The organism is Huijunlia imazamoxiresistens, from assembly GCF_037132455.1.
Classification (GTDB): domain Bacteria; phylum Bacteroidota; class Bacteroidia; order Chitinophagales; family Chitinophagaceae; genus Flavisolibacter; species Flavisolibacter imazamoxiresistens.
This window is the reverse complement of sequence record NZ_JBBBEI010000012.1, coordinates 88,398-110,048: the sequence shown is the minus strand read 5'-3', so window position 1 is coordinate 110,048 and position 21,651 is coordinate 88,398. Positions and strand designations below refer to the sequence as shown.

General features: G+C 57.5%; 10 protein-coding genes. 6 read left to right on the top strand and 4 right to left on the bottom strand.

All coding sequences use genetic code 11. The annotated features are described in order from the left end of the window. Positions 1 to 68 precede the first annotated feature (68 nt). Both V9K67_RS15615 and V9K67_RS15610 read left to right on the top strand, forming a co-directional pair. Entirely contained in the window at positions 69 to 3,239 is a 3,171-nt protein-coding gene (locus tag V9K67_RS15615; protein WP_336723975.1) for a SusC/RagA family TonB-linked outer membrane protein, read from the top strand. A 19-nt stretch (positions 3,240 to 3,258) separates the two neighbouring features. Next, positions 3,259 to 4,905, top strand: coding sequence for a RagB/SusD family nutrient uptake outer membrane protein (locus tag V9K67_RS15610; protein WP_336723973.1), 1,647 nt, complete (start codon positions 3,259 to 3,261; stop codon positions 4,903 to 4,905). A 311-nt stretch (positions 4,906 to 5,216) separates the two neighbouring features. On the opposite strand, the gene tnpA is transcribed toward V9K67_RS15610, so the two are convergent. The 4 genes from tnpA to V9K67_RS15590 all read right to left on the bottom strand — a co-directional run bounded on the left by tnpA (position 5,217) and on the right by V9K67_RS15590 (position 13,455). Further along, positions 5,217 to 5,663, bottom strand: a complete 447-nt coding sequence (gene tnpA, locus V9K67_RS15605) for an IS200/IS605 family transposase (RefSeq protein ID WP_336723971.1) — start codon at positions 5,661 to 5,663, stop codon at positions 5,217 to 5,219. Between the two features lie 354 nt (positions 5,664 to 6,017). Next, positions 6,018 to 7,298: a sugar MFS transporter gene (locus V9K67_RS15600; RefSeq protein ID WP_336723969.1), complete on the bottom strand. Its 1,281-nt coding sequence runs from the start codon at positions 7,296 to 7,298 to the stop codon at positions 6,018 to 6,020. A gap of 21 nt (positions 7,299 to 7,319) precedes the next feature. Beyond that, entirely contained in the window at positions 7,320 to 9,254 is a 1,935-nt protein-coding gene (nagB, locus tag V9K67_RS15595) for a glucosamine-6-phosphate deaminase (RefSeq protein ID WP_336723968.1), read from the bottom strand. Between the two features lie 124 nt (positions 9,255 to 9,378). Next, a complete protein-coding gene (locus V9K67_RS15590) occupies positions 9,379 to 13,455 on the bottom strand; it encodes a hybrid sensor histidine kinase/response regulator transcription factor (protein WP_336723967.1) in 4,077 nt (1,358 codons plus the stop codon). 648 nt (positions 13,456 to 14,103) lie between these two features. Between V9K67_RS15590 and hepC the strand changes: the two genes are divergently transcribed. The 4 genes from hepC to V9K67_RS15570 all read left to right on the top strand — a co-directional run bounded on the left by hepC (position 14,104) and on the right by V9K67_RS15570 (position 21,310). After that, positions 14,104 to 16,083 carry a heparin-sulfate lyase HepC gene (gene hepC / locus V9K67_RS15585; RefSeq protein ID WP_336723964.1) on the top strand — a complete coding sequence of 660 codons (1,980 nt, stop codon included), beginning with the start codon at positions 14,104 to 14,106 and terminating at the stop codon, positions 16,081 to 16,083. Between the two features lie 64 nt (positions 16,084 to 16,147). Beyond that, positions 16,148 to 17,530 (top strand): sulfatase family protein, encoded by a 1,383-nt coding sequence (locus tag V9K67_RS15580; RefSeq protein WP_336723963.1) that lies wholly within the window; start codon positions 16,148 to 16,150, stop codon positions 17,528 to 17,530. Continuing rightward, positions 17,527 to 20,220, top strand: a complete 2,694-nt coding sequence (locus V9K67_RS15575; RefSeq protein WP_336723962.1) for a DUF4962 domain-containing protein — start codon at positions 17,527 to 17,529, stop codon at positions 20,218 to 20,220. The genes V9K67_RS15580 and V9K67_RS15575 overlap by 4 nt, the downstream gene beginning before the upstream one ends. Before the next feature lie 529 nt (positions 20,221 to 20,749). After that, a complete protein-coding gene (locus tag V9K67_RS15570; RefSeq protein WP_336723961.1) occupies positions 20,750 to 21,310 on the top strand; it encodes a DUF6799 domain-containing protein in 561 nt (186 codons plus the stop codon). The last annotated feature ends 341 nt before the right edge of the window (positions 21,311 to 21,651 follow it).

The following is a 21,651-nucleotide window of genomic DNA, read 5'->3' as shown; positions in this document are numbered from 1 at the left end:
TTTTTTTCCGCCTGACGGTACTTTGAAGGGTCAATTTTTTCCGAACTGTTAAAGAGAAAAATATCATTATGAAACGATTCTTGCTCACGTGTATTACCGTGGTCGGCTGTACCACGTTGTTCGCCCAGAACATCCAGGTGAAGGGCCAGGTGGTCACCGCCGCCGGCGAGCCTGTTGTCGGCGCCACCGTACTTGTAAAAGGGGAAAAGACCGCTACCCTGACCGGCAAAGACGGCCGCTATTCCCTTTCGGTCCCGCCCAATGCCGTACTGATCTTTACCTATTCCGGCCATGCGCGGGTGGAAGAAAAGGTCCGCAACCGGACCGCCATCGATATCAGCTTGGCGGCGGAGGCCCGGGACATGGACGAAGTGGTGGTCGTGGGTTATGGTACCGCCCGGCGCAAGGAGCTGACCGGTTCCATTTCCTCCGTCAGCGGGAAGGAGCTGTCGAAGGTGCCCGTACAAAACCTGGCGCAGTCGCTGCAGGGCCGCGTGGCCGGTATGCAGGTCACCCAGGGCGACGGTACGCCCGGCTCTACCCCCCAGATCGTGATCCGGGGCGGCGGCTCCATCACCCAAAGCAATGAGCCTTTATACGTGGTGGACGGCGTGCCGCAAACCGACGGGCTGGCCTTCCTGGACCCTACCGATGTGGAAAGCATCGATGTGTTGAAGGATGCCTCCGCCACCGCCATCTACGGCGCCCGGGGCGCCAACGGCGTGGTGCTGGTGACCACCAAACGGCCGAAAACCGGCAAGCTGTCGGTCAACTACGATATGTATTTCGGCGCTAAAAAGATCACCAAAAACCTGTCCCTGCTCCATCCCTACCAGTATGCCCTGCTGGAATACGAACGGAGCATGGCCGACTCCACTTTGCTGGCGGGTTTCACCGCCCGGTATGGCGCTTATGCCGACCTGAAAGCCTTGTACGAAGGCAAGCCGGGCATTAACTGGCAGGACGAACTGTTCGGACGGACCGCCAACAACCAATACCACAAAATCAGCGTGGGCGGGGGCAGCAAGGAAACGAGGTTCAACCTGTTTTATTCGCACAACAACGACGAGGGCATCATGTTGAACAGCGGCGCCAAAAAGGACGTGGCCAAGCTGCAGCTGAATCATTCCGCCGGCAAAAAGTTAAAGCTGGGCGGCATTGTGAACTATTCCGAGCAAACGGTTTTCGGGGTGGGTACCCAGGAAGGCAGCAACCGGTTCAACCAGCTGCAAAACATCCTGCAATACCGGCCCATGCTGGGGAAAAGCGGGTCGGACCAGGACCTGCTGGACCTGGACGAGGACCCGGCCTTAAGCGGCAACAGCGGCAATGTATTGCAAAACCCCATCACCAATGCCCTGTCCCAGAGCCGGACGAGCGCTACCAAAGCCCTGAACCTGAACGTTTCTGCCGATTACGAACTGTTCCAAAACCTGACCTACCGCGGCCTGGCCGCCCTGCGGCGGTCGGATGTGCGGGCAGACCTGTTCAACGATGCCCGGTCCATGGCCGCCAAGCGCAACGGGGGACCCGGCGGTTCCATCACCCAAACCGGGTACCAGGGCTGGAACTACAGCAATACCCTGAGCTACGCCCAGGCCTTGAAGGGCGGTCATAAAATGGATGTGCTGCTGGGCCAGGAGCAGGTATATTCCGCGATGAACAGTTTCTCGGTCAGCTCCGCCCGGTTTCCCGCCACCAACCTCGGGCTGAACGACATCAGCCAGGGCACCCTGCCGGGCATACCGCAGTCTTCCGCCCAGGACGAACGCATGGTTTCCTATTTTACCCGGGCCAATGTAACGCTGGCCGACCGGTATATCTTTTCGGCCTCCTTCCGCAGGGATGGGTCTTCCAAATTCGGCCCCAACAATAAGTACGGCAACTTCCCGGCCGCCGCTTTTGCCTGGAGGGTCATCAATGAAAGCTTTATGTCCAAAATCCCGGTGGTGTCCGACCTGAAGCTGCGCCTGAGCATGGGTACCTCGGGTAACAACCGCATCAACAACTACCTGTCCCTGGCCCTGCTGCAATCGGGCAGCTACCCGCTCAACAACAATAATTCCATTGCCGTATTTCCCTCTACCCTGGCCAACCCGGACCTGAGATGGGAAACGACCCGTTCGCAAAATTTCGGTCTCGACCTGGGTTTTTGGAAGCAGCGCATCCAGCTGACCGCCGATCTGTACGACAACCGCACCAGGGACCTGTTGCTGAATGCGGCGGTGCCTGCTACCTCCGGCTTTACCACCATGCTGATCAATGTGGGTTCCACCCGCAACCGGGGCCTCGAACTGACGCTGAACACCGTGAATGTCCGCCGGAAAGCCTTTGAATGGAATTCGAGCTTCAACCTCGCTTTTAACCGCAATAAAGTGACCGCGTTGACCAGCGGCGAAACGGCCCGGTACAGCCAAAGCTGGGGTGCCGGCACCGGTTCGGGCACCCTGTCGGAAGCGGATTACCTGATCCGGGTAGGAGAGGCCGTGGGCCAGATGTATGGCTACCAGTTCCAGGGCCTGTACCAGGTGGGTGATTTTGATTACAATGCCGCAACGGGCGCCTATACGCTGAAGGGGGGCCTTCCCTTCGATGCCAACATGGTTCCGCAGCCCGGTTATGTAAAGCTGAAGGACCAGAACAACGACGGCAGGATCACCACGGCCGACCGGGTGATCATCGGGGATGCCAACCCGAAATTCACCGGCGGCTTGAACAATACCTTCCGCAGCCATAAATTTGACCTGAGCGTGTTCGTGAACTGGAGCGTTGGCAACGATATTTATAATGCCAACAAGCTGTATAACAGCATCACGGCGAATCCTTATCCCAATGCCATGGCCCATGTGGCCAACCGGTGGATGACCATCGATGAACAGGGCCGACGGATCACCGATCCCAAGCAACTGGAGGCAGTGAACGCGGGAAAAACAGTACCCTCCTATATCGGCGCCGGCACCGCCCTGCGTTTCCACGACGGATTCGTGGAGGATGGCTCCTTTATCCGCCTCAACAACCTGAGCCTGGGCTATACCTTCCCCTCCCAATGGCTTTCCAAAGCTAAGATCAGCAATGCACGGGTGTACCTTACCGGTTATAACCTGCTGGTGCTGACGAACTATTCCGGCTACGATCCCGAAGTGAGTGTCGTCACTTCCTCGCGCCTGACGCCCGGGGTCGATTTCGGGGCCTTCCCCCGCTCCAGGTCCCTGGTTGCCGGTCTCAATGTTTCCTTTTAATTCTTAACGCATCTTCATCATGAAAACGATTCCTTCCTTAAAATACCGCACTTCCCAAACCGCCTTTATCGCGCTGGCGCTTGCCGCCGCCACCAGCTTTGCCTCCTGCCAGAAGTGGCTGGAAGAAAAACCCCAATCCTCCTTTGCCGCCTCCTCCTTCTTCAACAGCCCCGAGGAGGCCACTATGGCGGTGCTGGGCGCTTATGAACCGTTGTCCAGCCAGCAGACGTTTGGGTTTTACATCTCCCTGGCCTACGATATCGATTCGGACATCGCCCAGATGGCGGGCCTCGGTTTCACCAATGATGTGCGGATCGTGGCGCACTACGGCATCTCGCCGGCGCACCCGATGCTGTACCAGACCTGGTCGCTGCTGTACAAAGGCATCAACCGCGCCAACCTGGTGCTGGAATCCATTTCCCAAATGCCCTTGTACCAAAGCGGTTCGGACGCCCAGAAGGAGGCCCTCCGGCGCCTGCTGGGGGAAGCCAAATTCCTGCGGGGCTTTTACTATTCCGAGCTGGTCCGGCTCTTTGGCGACGTGCCCTTCAAGACGAAGACGACGGAAGCTTCCGACAGCATGAAACTGCCCCGGACCGACCGGTACATGATCTATGACCAGATCCTGAGCGACCTGAAGGAAGCGGCGGAGGTGATCCCCTGGACGAAGCAGAACGACGAACGGATCTCGAAAGGCGCCGTAAAAGGCATGCTGGCCCGGATCGCCTTGGCGGCAGGTGGGTATTCGTTGCGCCAGAACGGGCAAATGGAACGGCCGGCCAATTATAAAGAATACTATACCCTGGCCCAGCAACAGACAAAGGAGATCATGGAGTCCGGGGCGCATGCGTTAAATGCCAGCTACGAGCAGGTGTTTAAAAATCATTGCAAGCACATCCTGGAGCCTAAGGAAAGCATGTTCGAGGTGGCTTTTTTCAATGCCATCGGCGAAAGCGGCCACAGTGGGTATATCGGAACCTGGAATGCGCCGGTGGCCGACCAGGGCAATCCCTACGGGCGTGCGAACTCGTTTTACAAAACAACGGCCCTGTTTCAAAAGAGCTACCCGGCTGGCGATTTGCGCAGGGATGTGGCAGTGGCCACCTACAAGATCGACATCAACGGCGCCCAGGTGCAGCTGACCGGCTCCGGCGATGCCCAGTGGGCCCCCGGCAAATGGAGAAGGGACTGGCAGGTGCCGCCGGCCAAGGACCTGAACAACACGGATCTGAACTGGTGTGTGCTGCGGTATGCCGATGTGCTGCTGATGCGGGCGGAGGCGGAAAACGAGCTGAACGAAGGGCCCAACGCCGCTGCTTACGAGGCCATCAACAGGGTCCGGAGACGGGCCTATGGAAAGCCGCTGAACGTAGCCGATGCGTCGGCGGACCTGCCCGCAGGGTTGGATAAGCAGGGCTTTTTCGCGAAGCTGAAGCAGGAGCGTGCCTGGGAGCTGTGTTTCGAGGGCATGCGGAAAGCCGACCTGATCCGCTGGAACAGTTTAGGCAGCAGCCTGCGGGCAACGGAAGCGGCCCTGAAAGCGTACCGCTCCAGTTATCCCTACCAGGCCGGCACCAATTTTACCGACAACAAACACGAACTGTACCCCATACCGGCGGCTGAATTCGAAGTGAACGGAAACCTGAAGCAGAATCCCAACTACTAACCGAAGAGCGCACCCGTTTTTGGGTAATAGAGCACCAATGGAGCAGGCCCTAATGGAAAAGGGGCTTGCTCCATTTTTCTTTTGGTCCTGGCGGATAACCTCTCCCCCGCCACCCCAGTGGCATGGCACCCGCTCCCCACATGAGGCTACCGTTAGAACGTTTTTTGCTGATGAGGGATAGCTTGCGTAGAACCAGGGAAGCCCGCAGGGCTTCAACTAAAGTAGCCCCGGGTGAAACCCGGGGTCAGCCGTAGTTCACCACCACAACCCCAACGGGGTTGAATGTGGCACCCTACCGACAAACGAGGAATCTACAGGAGGTATTTCTCGTCGAACTGGATCCCGTTTTCTATTAATAATCGCTTGTATTCATCATAAAAGGATTCGGTTTTGTGATGTTCCTTTTGGTTTTTGATGTAGTCAATAACGACTTGCTTCTTCTGGAAACAATAGGTAAATGCTCCATAGCCTTCCTGCCAGCCGGCAAATCGGGGAAAAAGGCCATTTTCCTTCATCCATAAGCTACTGGACACCTTGATCTCTTTAATATAATCGGCAAGCGTGACCGTAGGATGTAAATCAGAGAAAATATGAAGATGGTCTTCCATCCCATTAATTCGGTAAAGTGTGCTTTTGTGGTTCTTTATCACACCCCAAATAAACTTATAAAGCTCTTCAGCATATGCTTCTTTTACAGTGGCTTCGCGGTTTTTAGTGCCGAAGACTATATGATAAAAGATCTGTTTATAGGTGCTCATGCGTTGATTTTGAAGAAGATTTTGTATTTGTAATAAATATAATATAAATTTCTCTTTGAAATAGATCATTTTCCTTAATCGACCAGGACACATTCAACCCCGTTGGGGTTGTGGTGGTGAACTACGGCTGACCCCGGGTTTCACCCGGGGCTACTTTAGTTGAAGCCCTGCGGGCTTCCCCTTTCGCGGTCAACCTAAGTGAAAATGGTATAAATGGGAGGGGAGCGTCTCGTCTAGCCTCAGGCTAGACGAAACCGGGGGAGAGGTTATCCGCCGGCCCCAAAAGCAACAGGCGGTACCGCTTTCGCGGTACCGCCTGTTTTCGCTCCGGTTTTTTAAATTTTTGATCCTTCCTTATTGGACTTTATGGCCCCGGAGGGCATAGTAAAGAATGTACAGGTAAGCAGGGAGCGTGCAGGCAAAGAAGGCGGCAGGGTTGCTCCATCCCACCGCCTCCTCCTTGAGCGTGGCATACAACAGGGGCATCAGGGCGCCCCCGGATATGCCCATGATCAGCAGGGCCGATCCCACCTGGGTGAAGCGTCCCAGGCCTGCAATGGCCAGGGGAAACAGGGCCGGCCATACCAGGGCATTGGCCAGCCCGAGCAGGGCGATACCGCAAATGGCATAATACCCGGTAGCAAAATAAATGGCAACCGTCAGGAAAATGCCCAGGAGGGCCGAATACTTCAGCGCCGTTTGCTGGGATATTTTTTTGGGAATGGTGTAAATCCCGATAATATAACCCAGCAACATGGCCACCAGGGTAAAAGTGGTAAAGTACTTGGTCTGGTCGATCGATATGCCCAGCTCGCTGCCGTAAACGCCGATGGCGTCGCCCGCCATGACTTCGGCGCCCACGTACAGGAACACACAGAGCACCCCCAGCAGTAAATGCCGGAACTGGAAGACGTGACGCTTTGCGGGGAGAGGAGCCTCCGTTGCGGGGAGCGGTTCCGTCTCCACTTCGGGAAGGGCGGATTTCCAGATCAGCACCGCCAGGAGCAGCAGCACCACCGCCAGGAGGAAATAGGGCAGGATGACGCGTCCCGACAGTTCCTCGAGCACCCGGTTGCGGTCTTCCAGGCCGGGGGTCGCCAGCAGCTTCGTTTCCAGCGCCCCGGCGTTCTTCATCAGCAGGGCGCTCAGCACCAGCGGGGCGATCATCCCGGCTGCCTTATTGCAGATGCCCATGATGCTGATGCGTTTGGCCGCGCTTTCCATCGGGCCGATACTACTGATATAGGGGTTCGAAGCGGTTTGCAGCAGGGCCAGGCCGGAGCCCTGCAGGAACAGGCCGATCAGGAACAGGTTAAAGTCCCGGAGGATGGCGGCCGGTATGAATACCAGCGAGCCCAGCGCCATGATGATCAATCCCATGGCCATGCCGTTTTTATACCCTGTTTTTTTCAGCAGGAAGGCGGCCGGAAGGGCCAGTGCAAAATAGGCCATGTAAAAGGCAAAGGTGACCAGGAAGGCCTGCACATCGCCTTCCAGTCCGCAGGCGATTTTCAGGAATTGTATCAGGGAACCGTTGACCCAGGTAATAAATCCGAAGGTGAAAAACAAGAGGCCGATGAGGGTAAGGGAAGAGAAGTAGCCCTGGTTTTGCTTTGGAGTTGTGTGTGCTTTCATGAAGAATCGTTTTGCCGTTGATTAATAATTCCAGCTGACAAATGCCTCCATGGCCTCGTATTCCGCCAGTCCCAGCTGGTTGTACAGGTCGGCGGTTTTGCGGTTTCTTTCCTCGGCCCGCTGCCAGAATTCCCGGTTGTCCTCGCCCTGGAAGACCACCCCATCCTTTTGCGACTGGTGCTTGAAGATGGCGTGCCGTTTTTTCAAAACCTGCTCCGGGCTCATCGGGACGGCCATCTCAATCTGGTCGAGGTCCCATTCCGCCCAGGCGCCCTTGTACAACCATACCCGGCAATTTTTCATGAAGGGTTCGTTTTCCAGGCGCTTCACCGCCTCGAAAAGGGCATCCAGGCACACTTTGTGGGTGCCGTGCGGGTCGGCCAGGTCGCCGGCGGCAAAGACCTGGTGGGGTTGCACTTCCCTGAGCAGCTGTTGCAGGATCCGGTAGTCCTCTTCTCCCAGCGGCATTTTTTCCACCCTGCCGGTTTCATAAAACGGCAGGTTCAGGAAATGAACGCGGTCTTCCGGTACGCCCACGAACCGGCAGGTATTGAGGGCTTCGCCTTTGCGGATGAGGCCTTTTACCCGGCGGAGGGCTTCCAGGTCGACGGCATCGGGGGTTTTTTCCCGCAGGAAATTCTTCGTGGCCGAAAGGATGGCCTCTGTTGTCGTATTGTCTAAGTGAAACTGCCGGTTGAATTGGGCGACAAATTCTATGAACCGCAATGCCTCATCGTCGGCCACGGCAATATTGCCGGAGGTCTGGTAGGCCACATGCACTTCGTGGCCCTGGTCCACCAGGCGCTGGAAGGTGCCGCCCATGGAGATGATGTCGTCGTCGGGGTGGGGGCTGAAGATCAGCACCCGTTTGCGGTCGGGGGCGGCCCGCTCGGGGCGGTGGGTGTCGTCGGCCCCCGGCTTGCCGCCGGGCCAGCCGGTAATGGTCCGCTGCAGCTGGTTGAAGACGTCGATGTTAAGGTCATAAGCATCGCCGGAGAGCGCCAGCAGCTGGCTCAGCCCGTTTTCATTGTAGTCCGCGTTCGTCAGCTTTAGTACCGGCTTTTGCAGGGCCTGCGCCAGCTGGATGACCGCCCGTTTGATGAGGCCCCGGTCCCAGTGGATGTTTTCAAACAACCAGGGGGCCTTTGTCCGGGTCAGCGCCGCCGCACAGGAGGTGTCGATCAGCAGGGTGGTGTGCTGATGTCCCTGCAGGTGCGAAGCGGGCAGGCTGTCGGTCACGGGGCCTTCCACCGCATTTTTAATGATGGAGGCTTTCTTTTCGCCCCAGGCCAGCATCAGGATCCTGCGGGCGGAGCGGATGGTGGCGATGCCCATGGTTATGGCTTTGCGGGGAACGTTGGCGATGCCGCCGAAATCCGGGGCGGCATCAGTGCGGGTGGTGACGTCCAGCGTGATCAGGCGGGTGGTGGAATGGAGCGAAGAGCCCGGCTCGTTAAAGCCGATATGCCCGTTGCGCCCGATGCCCAGGAGCTGCAGGTCGATGCCGCCGCTGGCTTGGATCTTTTGCTCGTATTGGCGGCAGTGCTCGTTTACGGCCGCCCCCTCGATGGAGCCGTCGGGGATATGACAGTTCTGGGGCAGGATGTCCGTATGGCGGAACAGGTTTTCCTGCATGAACGTATAATAGCTCCGGGGGTCCTCCCGTTCCAGCCCGTAGTATTCGTCCAGGTTAAAGGCGATTACGTTGCGGAAGCTGAGGCCTTCCTGGCGGTGCAGGGCGATCAGTTCCTGGTACACTTTTTTGGGGGTGGAGCCCGTGGCCAGGCCCAGCACAGCGTAGCGGCCTTCTTCCTGCCGTTCCCGGATCAGGGCGGCAATTTCGGCGGCGGCCTGCCGGGAGGCTTCGGCGGCGGAGGGGAAAACCTCCAGGTTCATTTTTTCAGCGGTACCAAGGGGTTTGCGGGGGCGTTTTGCCGGTGCTTCGGTTTTTATCATCGTTAACGGGATTACACTTTTTTGGTGAGCGTAACGATGGTAAATCTATCACCACCCGCCGGGGAAGGGTTTTGGTTCCGTACAAAAAGCTGTCAATTTTGATGAACCGCCGCGGCCGGAAGTGTTAGGGTTCATTTTCCTGCCGGGGCGCCTTTCGCGACAGGTATTCGGTAGGCATGCAGCCATAGAATTGCTTAAAGGCCGTGGAAAAATAGGAGGGAGAGTTGAACCCGCTCATATAGGCCACCTCGGCCATGGTATATTGCCGGGACTCCAGCAGTTCCACGGCTTTTTTAAAGCGGATGCGCTTGATAAAGGCGGTGGCCGATTCGCCGGTGATGGCCTTGATCTTCAGGTACAGGTTGGACCGGCTCATGCCCACTTCCCGGCTGAATTTATCCACCGAAAAATCATACTCCTGGATGTTGGCCTCCACGATGGCGATGGCATTTTTCAAAAACTCCTCGTCCAGGGCATTGAAAGTGATCTTCTCGGGGGCTACTTCGGTGGACTGGGCGTAATATTCCCGCAACTGCCGGCGCGAGCGCAGGATGTTTTGCACCCGGGCCTGCAGCACGGCTATGGAGAACGGCTTGGTCACATAATCATCGGCGCCCATTTCCAGGCCTTTGACCTGCTGGGGCGTTTCCGTTTTGGCGGTCAGCAGGATCACGGGGATGTGGCTGGTGCGGATATTCTGTTTCACCCGCTTGCAGAATTGGAGGCCATCCATTTCGGGCATCATCACATCGCTGATGACCAGGTCGGGCTGGTAGTCTTCCAGCAGGGCCAACGCCTCTTTTCCATCATTAGCGGCCCGCACCTGGTAACTTTTCCCAAAATACTCCTTCAGGTACTCCAGGATCTCGCGGTTGTCGTCCACCAGGAGCAGCTTTTCGCCTTCCTGCAGCCCATTCGGCCCCTCCCCGGCCGCTTCCGGGACCCTTGTTGGCGCTTCTTCGGCTTCCTGGACGGCAGGGGCTGGAGCCGGGGCGTCGCTGACCAGGATGTCCACCAGGTCATCACCGGCATAGGCATCGGCCGACAGGGGCAGGGTGACCGTAAAGGTGCTGCCCCTGCCGGGTTGGCTGTCCACCGTTATGGTCCCGTGGTGCAGCTCCACCAGGCGCCGGGTGAAGGCGAGGCCCACCCCTGAGCCCAGGTTCATTTCCGGGCCGCTGACCTGGTAATAACGGTCGAAGATCTTGTCCAGGTGTTCCCGGGCCATGCCCTTGCCGGTATCGGTTACCCGGATGACCGCCTGCCCGTTGGTAGCGGACAGGTCCACGGCGATGCTGCCGCCGCCCGGGGTGTACTTAAAGGCATTGGACAGCAGGTTGAACAGGATATGCTCCACAGCTTCCTTGTCAAAGTAACCGCAGAGGAGGTCTTCGGGGGGGTGGTAGGAAAACCGGATGTCGTTTTTTTCCGACAACGGCCGGAAGGAGGCATGGATCTCCTGCAGGAGGCCCACCAGTTCCCCGCGGGCTACCTGCAGCCTGCGGGTGCCCCTTTCGGTCTTTTTGAATTCGAACAGCTGGTTGACCAGCTGGGACAGCCGTTTGACGTTGGCAAGCATGGGCTCCAGGCGTTTCCGCAGCGACCGGTCGGTGGAGGGCTGGGCCAGGAGTATTTCCAGGGGCGCCATGATCAGGGTAAGCGGGGTGCGCAGCTCGTGGGAAACGTTGGTGAAAAATTCCGTTTTCATCCGGTTGATGTCATCCATCTTTTCCCGCTCCAGCCGTTCCCCTTTCAGTTGCTGCCGCGTGCGCATCTGTTCGCTCAGGATGTGGTACAGGAAAATGCCCGCCGCGGCGGCTACCCCCACCACCAGCAGGTAAAACCAAAAACTCCGGTACCAGGGCGGCAGCACCCTGATGCGCAGGCTGCGGGTGGGGCTGCTTTCCCCCTGGGGACCGACGGCCTTCACCCGGAAGGTATAGTTGCCGGGCGGCAGGTTGGTGTAGGTGGCCCGGGGCACGACTTCGGCCGTTTGCCAGTCGTGGTCGAACCCTTCCAACTGGTAGCGGTAGCGGGTGCGGTCGGCGGAGATGTAGTTGAAGGCATTGAAGTAAATGCTGAACTGGCGGTATTCGTGGCTGAGGGTCAGGCGTCCGGCCTGGTCGATATGGCGGTCCAGGATGGCGGTCTCGTCGCCGGGGGTCACGGCTTTGTTGAGCGCTTCCAGGCCGGTAAAGGTCAGCTTCAGCGAAACCGGCGGCTGCCTGAGGGCCGAGGGGTAGAAGTAGGATACGCCGTTGGTGCCGCCGAACAGCAGCAGGCCGTCGGCGGCCTTGCAGAAGGCATAAAGGTTGAAACTGCTGTTTTGCAGGCCGTCCTTGTTGTCGAAGGACTGCTGTTCAAAGGTTTCCGGGTTGAAGCGAATGAGCCCGGTGTTCGTCGAGATCCAGAGGTTGCCCTCATCGTCGGATTGGATGCCGTAGATGGCCCCTTTGGGGAAAGCCGGCTGGGTGCCGTAGCCGGTAAAGGAGCGGGTGGCCTCGTGGTACAGGTTCAGGCCGTCGCGGGTGCCCACCCAGATCCGCTTTTGGCGGTCCTCGGCAATGCAGTTGATCACATCATTGCTGAGGGTGGCGCCGGGCAGGGGATCGAAGCGCAGGCGGTCGGGGTAGAACAGGTTGACGCCGTTGGTGGTGCCGATCCAGATGCGGTGGCGGCTGTCCTCCAGCAGGTAGGTGATCTCATCGGAGCTCAGGCGCCTGCCGGCCGAATCGGAAAAAAGGCGGGTAAACGAGGGGCCGGAGGGGTGGAACTGGTCCAGCCCCGAGCGGGTGCCGATCCAGATGCGGTTTCGGCTGTCCGTCAGCAGGGCATACACCATATCCCCGGAAAGGCTGTTGGGGTCGTCCTCCCGGTACCGGTACACCCGGGTGCGCCCGGTGGCGGGATCCAGGACATTCAGCCCGGTATTGTGGGTGCCCACCAGCACCTGGCCGGACGGGCTGAAGGCGATGGCCTGGATGTTGTTGGAGCTAAGCCCGCCGCCGCTGCCTTCCTCCTGGGTATAGTACCGGATCTTCCGGGCTTTCGTGTCCCAGTAGTTCAACCCCTTGTCGTTGGTGCCGATCCAGAAGTTGCCTTTGCTGTCCTGCCGGATCACGTTCACCACCCGGTCGCTCAGCGACAGCTCGCCGGTATTCTGGCCCAGGAGGTTGACGACGATGTCGCCGGGGTGGTAATAGTTGACGCCGCCGTAATACGTGCCCAGCCACATGCCGTCCTGCTGGTCGCGGAAAATGCAGCGGACCGAGTTCTGGCTAAGGGTGTAGGGCAGGGAGGGCTGGTGGTAGTAGTTGGAAAATTTCCCGCTGGCCGGGTCCAGGACGGACAGGCCCCGGAAGGTGCCCAGCCAGAGCTGGCTCCGGGCGTCCTTGTTGATGCCGCGCACGGCGTCGTCGGCCAGGCTGGAGGCGCCGGGCCCATGCCGGTACTGCTGCACGGCGCCGTTGCGGGTATCGTAGCGGAACAACCCGTCGCCTTCGGTGGTCACCCACAGCCAGGGGCCGTCCGGGAACAGCTTGTTGACCCAGGGCGGCGCTATGCCCAGGTGGATCGGCTCGGTCGTGCCGGCGGCCGTTCTGCGGAACAAGCCCTCCTTCGTGCCCACCAGCAGGTCGTTGTGCCACGGCTGCAGGCAGGTAATGGTTTTCGGGCGGTAAGCCGCCGTTCCGAAGGGCACCTGCAGAAACGTATCGGCGGCGGCCTGGAGGCGAAACAGGGCGCCGGCGCTGGAGGCCGCCCAGAGGGTCCGGCGGGCGTCCTGCACCAGGGCCGAAATATACCATTCGCCCGGCTTGCGGGTGAAGGCATAGTTGTGAAAGTTATTGGCGGAATAGTCGTACCGGCTGACGCCCCGGTTGCCGCCCACCCACAGGGTGCCGGCCTCGTCGCGGAGCAGGCTGCGGATATAATAGGAGCTCAGGCTGCGGGGATCATTTTTGGAAGGGCGGTACACGGAAAAGCTTTCGCCGTTATAACGGTTCAGCCCGTCTTGCGTGCCCATCCAGATAAACCCCAGCGTATCCTGGAGGATGGTATAAACCGTGCCCTGGGACAGACCCTGGTCCACCGAAATGGTCCGGAAATGGCGGGTTTCGACCTGGGCCACCGCCCGGCCGGCGCCCAGGAGCGCCAGCAGCATCCACCCGCTCCATAATAGTAATTGCAATCGTTTGCTCATGCGTAGGACAGCGTCTTTTGTCACAAAAGGCTTTTATAAAAGTAAGATTATCGGCACAATCGCCCCGCATCGGCCCGGGCCGCCAGGGCGGAGGAGCGGGGTGGTGCCGGGAACAAATCTAAAAGCAGCGGCAGGAAAGGGCTTTTGGTCCTGTTGAAGTGCCTTTCAATTTTGATGAATCCCCCGTAGGCCGGGCCGCTTCAACCATTTTAAAAGAGGTTTCCCCCAAATGGAAAGCCCTTGCCCCAGAACCCGTTTACTTTTGTCGATATAATACCATTTTACCTGGGTTAGACGGTACCGGGAAGCCCGCAGGGCTTCAATTATAGTAGCCCCGGGTGAAACCCGGGGTCAGCCGTAGTTCACCACCACAACCCCAACGGGGTTGAATGTGGGACTCTCAGCAAGCAGGCTGTCCGGGATTTGAAAGGCTTTCCGAAAGTACCTCTGTTATTGAAAACTGTTGTAAATCGAACAGGACACATTCAACCCCTGCGGGGTTGTGGTGGTGAACTACGGCTGACCCCGGGTTTCACCCGGGGCTACTATAATTGAAGCCCTGCGGGCTTCCCGGTACCATCTAACCCAAGTAAAAGGGTATGCGGACCTGCTAGTGGATCTTTTTGCCCACCAACTATTTAGAAAAAAATGATTACAAAGCTCACCCAGGCAATTTTGATCGTGCTGCTGCTGTGCTCCCGGGCAACCGCCCAGGACGGCCGGCCCGGTAAAGAAAGTTTTAACCCCATCAACCTGGACTACCCGGGCCTGGAACAAGTAAAACGGTCGGTAGTCGCAGGAGCGTACGATAAGGCCGCCGAAGCGCTGCTGGCGTATTACCGCGGGCGCACCGGCATTCGGCACCCCGAGTTCAACTGGGGGGAGCGCCGCCGGTTTGCGGGCAAGCCCATCGGTGCGGCCGACCGGCAGAAGGCCGACAGTGCCCTGGTCCACAAGTTCCAGCCGCATAAGGGCTATGGCTTTTTTGATTATGGCCGGGATATCGACTGGCAGTTGTGGCCGGTAAAAGACAACGAGGTCCGCTGGCAGCTGCACCGGGTAAAATGGTGGCAGTCCCTGGGGCTGGCCTACCGCAGCAGCGGCGATGAAAAGTATGCCCGGGAATGGGTCTTCCAGTTCGGCGACTGGGTAAAGAAGAACCCGCTGGGCCTGTCGGCCGACAACGACAGCTTTGCCTGGCGCCCCCTGGAGATCTCGGATCGCATCCAGAGCCTGTCCGGTACCTTCCAGCTGTTCCTGGGCTCGCCCCAGTTCAGTGGGGCCTTTTTACTGCAGTTCTTAAACAGCTACCACCAGCAGGCCGACTACCTGAACGGCCATTTCGCCCAAAAGGGCAACCACCGCCTGTTCGAGGCCCAGCGGGTATTGCTGGCCGGCGCCTTTTTCCCCGAGTTCCAAAACGCCGCCCGCTGGCGAAAACACGGCATCGAGGTGCTGAATACCGAAATAAAGAAGCAAGTCTATCCCGATGGGGTGCAGTTCGAGCTGTCGCCGGCTTACCAGGTGGCTTCCATCGAAATTTTCCTGAAGGCCTACCAGGCGGCCCAAATGGCCGGGGCGGAAAAGGAATTCCCCCGCAGCTACCGGGCAACGGTGGAAAAGATGGTGGAGGCGACCCTCAATATGTCGTTCCCCGATTACCAGGTACCCATGTTCGGCGACGCCTGGCAGGTGGAGCAGCCCGTACGGCTGCGGCAGTTCCGAAGCTGGGCCGAAGCCTTTCCGCACAACAGCGCCCTTAAATATTTTGCCACGGAGGGCCGGCAGGGAACGCCGCCCCCTTATTTGTCGAAGGGCCTAACCACCGCCGGGTTCTATACCTTCCGCAACGGCTGGGACCCGAAAGCAACGGTACTGGTGCTGAAGGCCAGTCCCCCCGGCGCCTTTCATGCCCAGCCCGACAACGGCACCTTCGAGCTGTGGGTCAAGGGCCGCAACTTCACCCCCGATGCCGGCGTATACGTGTATAGCGGCGATGCGGAGGTCATGAAGCTCCGCGAAGCCTACCGCCAGACGAGGGTGCACAACACCCTGACCCTGGACAACCGGAACATGGCGATCACCAACGCCCGCCTGGAACATTGGGACCCCACCCCCGGCCGGGAGGTGCTGACCTACACCAACCCCAGCTACCCCGGCCTGGACCACCGGCGCAGCCTGCTCTTTATCGACCAAAAATACTTCCTGCTCATCGACGAGGCCCGGGGCGCGGCCACCGGCAGGGTGGGGGTGCATTTCCACCTGAAGGAAGACAGCCGGGCGGTTTTCGATACGGCAGGCCGTAGCGTGCATACCAATTACCCCGACGGCAACAACCTGCTGGTACAGTCGCTGAATGGGGATCCGCTGTCGCTGGCAGCCGAAACAAGCAAGGTTTCCTACAGCTACCGGAAAGAACTGGAGCGTCCTGCCCTGGTTTTTGAAAAGCCCAAAGCAGACAGCCGGCCGCAGGTGTTTCTTACCCTTTTGTATCCCTACGAAGGGGCCCACCCTCCCCGGGTCAGCGTACAGGAAAATGAAGGAAACGATTGGCGCCGGGGCCGCCTCCGCCTTACCCTCCACATCAACGGAAAGCAACAGCCGGTGAACGTCCAGCTGGCTCCCTGAGCCTGCAGGCAGCGGGCCTTTCCCACAACCTGGAAGAAAACAACCGAAATACCCCTGTTTTTTTATGAAAAAAAATATTTATAAAACCGTCGCCCTTTTGTCCGCGCTCTGGTTGGGAACGGTGCACCTGGCGGCGCAATCCCCTGCGCGTCCGAACATCCTGGTCATCCTGACCGACCAGCAAACGGCGGATGCCATGAGCAATGCCGGCAATAAGGATTTGCACACCCCGGCAATGGATCAGCTGGCGGCCAACGGCGTACGGTTTACGAGGGCTTATTGTGCACAACCCCTTTGCACCCCCTCCCGCAGTTCCATTTTCAGCGGCAAAATGCCGGTGGAAACCGGTTTTGTCGGCAATGCCAGTGAACAGGACGGGCTATGGCCCGACAGCCTGCTGATGATGGGAAAAATTTTTCAAAAGGGGGGCTACAAAACCGGCTTTGTGGGCAAATGGCACCTGCCGGTTCCCGCCGGCAAGATCAGCCAGCATGGTTTCGGGTATATCCGCAATACGGACTTTCTGGATTATAACGATGCGGCCACCCCCTCTTTCTGCGCCGCCTTTATCAAAGAGCATAAAGACCAGCCCTTCCTGCTGGTGGCCTCTTTCCTGAATCCGCATGATATCTGTGAATGGGCCAGAAAGGAACCCCTGAAAATGGACCTCCTGGACGGTGCGCCCCCTCCGGCGCAATGTCCCCCGCTGCCCGCCAACTGGGATATTCCTGCCCAGGAACCGCCGGCCATAAGAGAACAGCAAAAGGTGAACCCCCGGACGTATCCGTCGGTCAACTGGAGCGGCGATCAATGGCGCCAGTACCGCTGGGCCTACAACCGCCTGGTGGAGCAAGTGGACCACTATATCGGCATGCTCCTGGGATCGCTCCATAAATATGGCGTGGAAAAAAATACGATCATCCTGTTCACGGCCGACCATGGCGATGGTTATGCCGCCCATAAGTGGAACCAGAAGCAGGTGCTGTACGAAGAATCCGCCAAAGTGCCTTTTATCCTTTCGAATATTGGGGTATGGAAACCCTCCGTCGATTCGATGCTGGTGTGTAACGGTATTGATATCATGCCCACCCTGTGCGGGTTTACCGGCGTACCGCAGCCGCCCGGTTTAAAGGGCGTCGACCTCGGTAAACGAATAACGGCGCCGGAGGCCCCGCTCCGCGATACGCTGGTGATCCAGACCGATTTTTCGGACAATACGGTGCTGCTGGGGATCAGCGGGCGGGCGGTGATTACCCACGACTTTAAATACATCGTGTATGACCAGGGGGCCATTAAAGAGCAGCTGTTCCGCTTAAAAAGCGATCCCGGTGAAATGCGGAACCTCGCCTTTGATAAGGACAGCCGGAAAACCTTGCGTCAAATGAGGGCTTATCTGAAAAAATGGTGTTTGCATCATAACGATCCATTCCTGAAAACGATCCCATGAGAAAAAATTTCATAATTGTCTTGTCTTTAGTGGCCGCCCAGGCATTCGGCCAATCCCATCCGCTGCCCGAAGGCGCAGCGAAAGCGGCGGCCCCGCCCCGGTTGTATGCCCGGTCGCGGGAATATGCCTACCCGGCCAACGGCGTTCAGTTGCCTTTTTCGCCACAGGCACTTCTATGGCCCGGAACCAATGGCGAGCAGCGCATTGCCCCCATGGAAAGCGGGAGCGCCGTGCCGGAGGCGCCCAACGCCCGCAACGTCCTGTATAAGGTGCTCCTGTCGCAGGATCCGGCGTTCCGGCAGGTGCACCTGGAAACGGGGGAACAGCGGTTGGCCCTGCATCCTTTGCACCAACCCCTGAAGCAGGGACATTGGTTCTGGAAGTACGGCTATAAACGAAAAGGCGGTAACGGGTGGAACTGGTCTCCGGTATTCGACTTTTATGTAAATAAGGAAGTGCCCGCTGCGCTGGTATCGCCCGCTGTCGGGGAGGTGGTGCAACGAAACCAGGGGCCGCATCCGAGGTTGTGGAACATGCATGCCATCGGCGACCGCTTTTATCAAAACAACTTAACCAATCCCGAAGCCAGGCAACTGGTGGCCTTTGCGGGGCAGTTGCTGCAACAGCCGTTGCCCGTCGAGAAGCCCATGCGGGTCATAGACACGGCCGGCAGAACAAAGCTCGAGAAAGCGCAGATCATGGAACGCATGTATCATGGCTTTGGCGACCATGTAGGAACGCCGGTGCGCAATTTGTGCATCGCCTACCAGCTTACCCGGGACGACCGTTTTCTTTACGCTGCCCGGGCAAGAGCCCTGGACCTGGCGCGCATGGATCCGGGCGGCCTGGCAACCAGGGACGATTTTAACAGCGGCGCCGTGCTGGAGGCCTTGGGATGGTTTTACGATGTCGGCTTCCCGGTTTTAAATGATGCGGAGAAGAAATTGTTTCAACAGGCCATCCGGTTACGGGCCAAAAGGATCTATGATCCTTTGCCGAACCGTTTTGAACTGCTTACCTGCGATAACCATGTGTGGCAGATCACGCTGCGCAACCTGGCCATTGGGGCGGTGGCGGTCATGAAGGAAGTGCCCGAAGCGGAAGAGTGGTTCCGGTATATTTACGAAGTATGGTCGGCCCGGTTCCCGATTCTGGGCAATACGGACGGCGGCTGGCGCGAGGGTAATGGCTATTTCAAGGTGCATTTCCGGTCGATCATTTATTTGTCGCAACTGTTGGGCGACTTTTCCGGGGTGGATTATTTCCGGCTTCCCTGGATGCAAAATTTGCCCTATTACATGATCTATACCTTCCCTGCTGGCGGCACCTCCACGGCCACCGGCGATATGTGGGAGGACCTGGGAGAAATGGCAAAGGTGCAGGCCTGGTTTGCGGAGGCGCTCTCGTATAAAATGAGCAACCCTTACCTGAACTGGTATGTGGCCACCCTACGGCAAAAGTTCCCCGCGTATTTTATGGGTACGGACGATTTCCTGTTCTTCAGGCTATTGAATTATGATGCAACCAGAAGATTCCCGGTGAAAGCGCCGGATGGGCTGCCCCGGACGAGGCTGTTTGCCGACGTGGGCGTGGCGGCCATGCTGCAGGCGCCGGCCGGGGCCGGCAAGGGACTCTGCACGTATTTACTCGCCAATCCTTTTGGTTCCGCGGGTCATGCACATGCCAGTCAAAATGCGTTTACCTGTAATTACGATGGGATAACGGTGCTGGGTGCCAGCGGCTTTTACAGTAATTTCAGCGACCGCCATAATTTGCTCCACTACCGGTCGTCCAGGGCCTACAGTACCATTTTGGCGGATAGCCTCGGCCAGAAACTGGGTGATGAAGGCTACGGATGGATCGCCCGAAGCCTCAGCGGCCATCGCATTCAATATGCATTGGGCGACGCCTCGCAGGCTTATGGCCCTATTCAAAGCGAATTCTGGCTGGACCGGTTTCAGCAGATCGACCTGGCACCGGGCAACAGCAGCGGTTATGGCGCGTCCGGCGTAAAGCTGTATCGCCGGCACCTGCTGCAATTAGAGGGGGATTACCTTATTTTATACGATGAACTGGAAGCAGATCAGGCCATAAAATGGACCACGCAGTTTCATTCGCCCCGTTTCATCATCCGGCCCTCTGCTTCCGATGACGCTGCCTGCCAGAACTTTCGGGTAGAGACGCCCTGGGGCGGTACCGCCGTTCATACTTATGGGCACAGCCCATTGGTGTTGCAGGTGCATAACAAATTTGCCGAACCTGCGGTAAACTGGAAGGGTAAAACAGGAGAGGGAGGCGGAAAGGTAAAAGAATTTTATGCGCAATGGCATGCGGGCATTACTTCCGTACCCTCAAAGAAGTACCGATTCCTGACCATCATAAATGTGAAGGAGGGCGGGCAGGAAGTACGGAAACGGGTACCTGAAGCCGATGGCCTGATACAACTGGAGATAGGGGGGTGGCAGATAAGGGCACAATTGGACGGAACAAAGCCGGCAGCCTTCCAGGCGGGGAACGGGCAATCGCTCTTCAATTATGGAGCACTGCCGGTAACGATGCAGGGCAGATCCTTCCGTCATGAAGTGCCGGGCAGTTCCTTGCTTATCGAGAAGGTTAAGGGCGTCCTGGAAAGAAAGGAGGTAACCGATACGTTGCCCGCTGTGGCAAAATATGATTTTAAGAAAGAATAGCGGCTTACCCCAAAACAAGGATTGGCATATGAAACTTTTGAAGCTACTATTGCCTGCTTTATTGAGCCATACGGTTTCATGAGGTGTGTGGATTTTTCCCGACAGTAAAGTTGCTTAGTTTTTGAAAAAATAATAGTTGTTTTTAAAGACCACCGGACATTCATAGCTGAGGGCTGAATGCCTCCTTTTAGTGTTAAAATACATTGTAACGGCTTTTCCATTGTTCAGGCACTGGCCGACCGATAAAGACCATTTTTAAGACTTTTTCTTTCAAGGCTGTATCATTTTTGAGACGGTTTTCCGGACCTATTTTCTCTTTCATTTGTTTGGCTAATGAAAGGCTAATTCACTGTCCGGTTTTACTGCAGCACCTCATGGCATAGCACTGCAGGCAGGCCCGGCAATAGCTCGAAAAGATGCTGCCGGGTAAATTTGGCACAGCTTTTTCAATTGGTGGATGTTTCCACGCCGGCAGGGCAGCGCTGAAAAGCGATTGTAAAGGGCCGGCCCACTCAATAAAACCATAATCATGAAACAACTTCTTGCAATGGCTGTGGCAGCATTGTCGCTGGCCGCCTGTAACAATGAAAGTGCTACTACATCGGAAAATACGGATACCAGCACCACCACGAACACTACGACCACGGCCGACGCTCCCTATGATACCTCGGTTTCGTCCTCCACAACTACCACTACGACCACTTATACCGCCCAGGAAGGCGATGTTACCTATCGGGATGGCAAGGTACGGGTGATGCGGAACGGGGAGTGGGTGGAAACGAAAGAAGACGTACGCCTGGAGAATGATGTAGTGGTAAGCCGCACCGGTAAAGTAAAGCGGGGAGATGATGAAATCGACCTGCACGAAGGAGAAGTAGTGGACCGGACCGGCAACTTCTTTGACAAGGCTGGCAACGCCATTGGCAATGCCTGGGACAAGACCAAGCATGGAGTAAAAGATGCCGGTAAGGCCATTGGCAACACGGCTGAAAAAGCCGGTAAAGCAGTCGGTAACGCGGCTGAAAAAGTAGGCAGCAAAGTGAAGAATGCCGTGGATGATGACGATGATGAAAAGAAAAAAGGCCAGTAAGCTTCCTAAGCTCCAACTGCACCCGTTCTTTCCCAGGGCCGGCCAGCAGGTAAAAGCCTCCTCCCGGCAGGTGAATATCAAAATAACATAAGGGCGGAGCTTTTCTTCCCTTAGTTTTTTCCGGCGTCTTACCGGTACCGGGCAGCAGCAGCCCGATGGCCTTCAGGGGCTATTCCTAGTTCTTCAGCGGGCTGGCCTCCTTGAAAAACAGGCAATGGGCATAACTGCCGCCCCAACCACTGGAGGCTGGCCGTGAATTGTTAATGACCTAAAACGGAGGGTAAGGGGGGCTTAATGACCCGGCATCCCGTATGGTCCCTTAAACGGGCTGAGGAACTTCA

What these genes read in the sequence shown, in the direction of transcription:
- V9K67_RS15610 (WP_336723973.1), top strand. Translation starts at nt 3,259, where the DNA reads ATGAAAACGATTCCTTCCTTAAAATACCGCACTTCCCAAACCGCCTTT.
- hepC (WP_336723964.1), top strand. Translation starts at nt 14,104, where the DNA reads ATGATTACAAAGCTCACCCAGGCAATTTTGATCGTGCTGCTGCTGTGC.
- V9K67_RS15580 (WP_336723963.1), top strand. Translation starts at nt 16,148, where the DNA reads ATGAAAAAAAATATTTATAAAACCGTCGCCCTTTTGTCCGCGCTCTGG.
- nagB (WP_336723968.1), bottom strand. Translation starts at nt 9,254, where the DNA reads ATGATAAAAACCGAAGCACCGGCAAAACGCCCCCGCAAACCCCTTGGT.
- tnpA (WP_336723971.1), bottom strand. Translation starts at nt 5,663, where the DNA reads ATGAGCACCTATAAACAGATCTTTTATCATATAGTCTTCGGCACTAAA.
- V9K67_RS15570 (WP_336723961.1), top strand. Translation starts at nt 20,750, where the DNA reads ATGAAACAACTTCTTGCAATGGCTGTGGCAGCATTGTCGCTGGCCGCC.
- V9K67_RS15600 (WP_336723969.1), bottom strand. Translation starts at nt 7,298, where the DNA reads ATGAAAGCACACACAACTCCAAAGCAAAACCAGGGCTACTTCTCTTCC.
- V9K67_RS15575 (WP_336723962.1), top strand. Translation starts at nt 17,527, where the DNA reads ATGAGAAAAAATTTCATAATTGTCTTGTCTTTAGTGGCCGCCCAGGCA.
- V9K67_RS15590 (WP_336723967.1), bottom strand. Translation starts at nt 13,455, where the DNA reads ATGAGCAAACGATTGCAATTACTATTATGGAGCGGGTGGATGCTGCTG.
- V9K67_RS15615 (WP_336723975.1), top strand. Translation starts at nt 69, where the DNA reads ATGAAACGATTCTTGCTCACGTGTATTACCGTGGTCGGCTGTACCACG.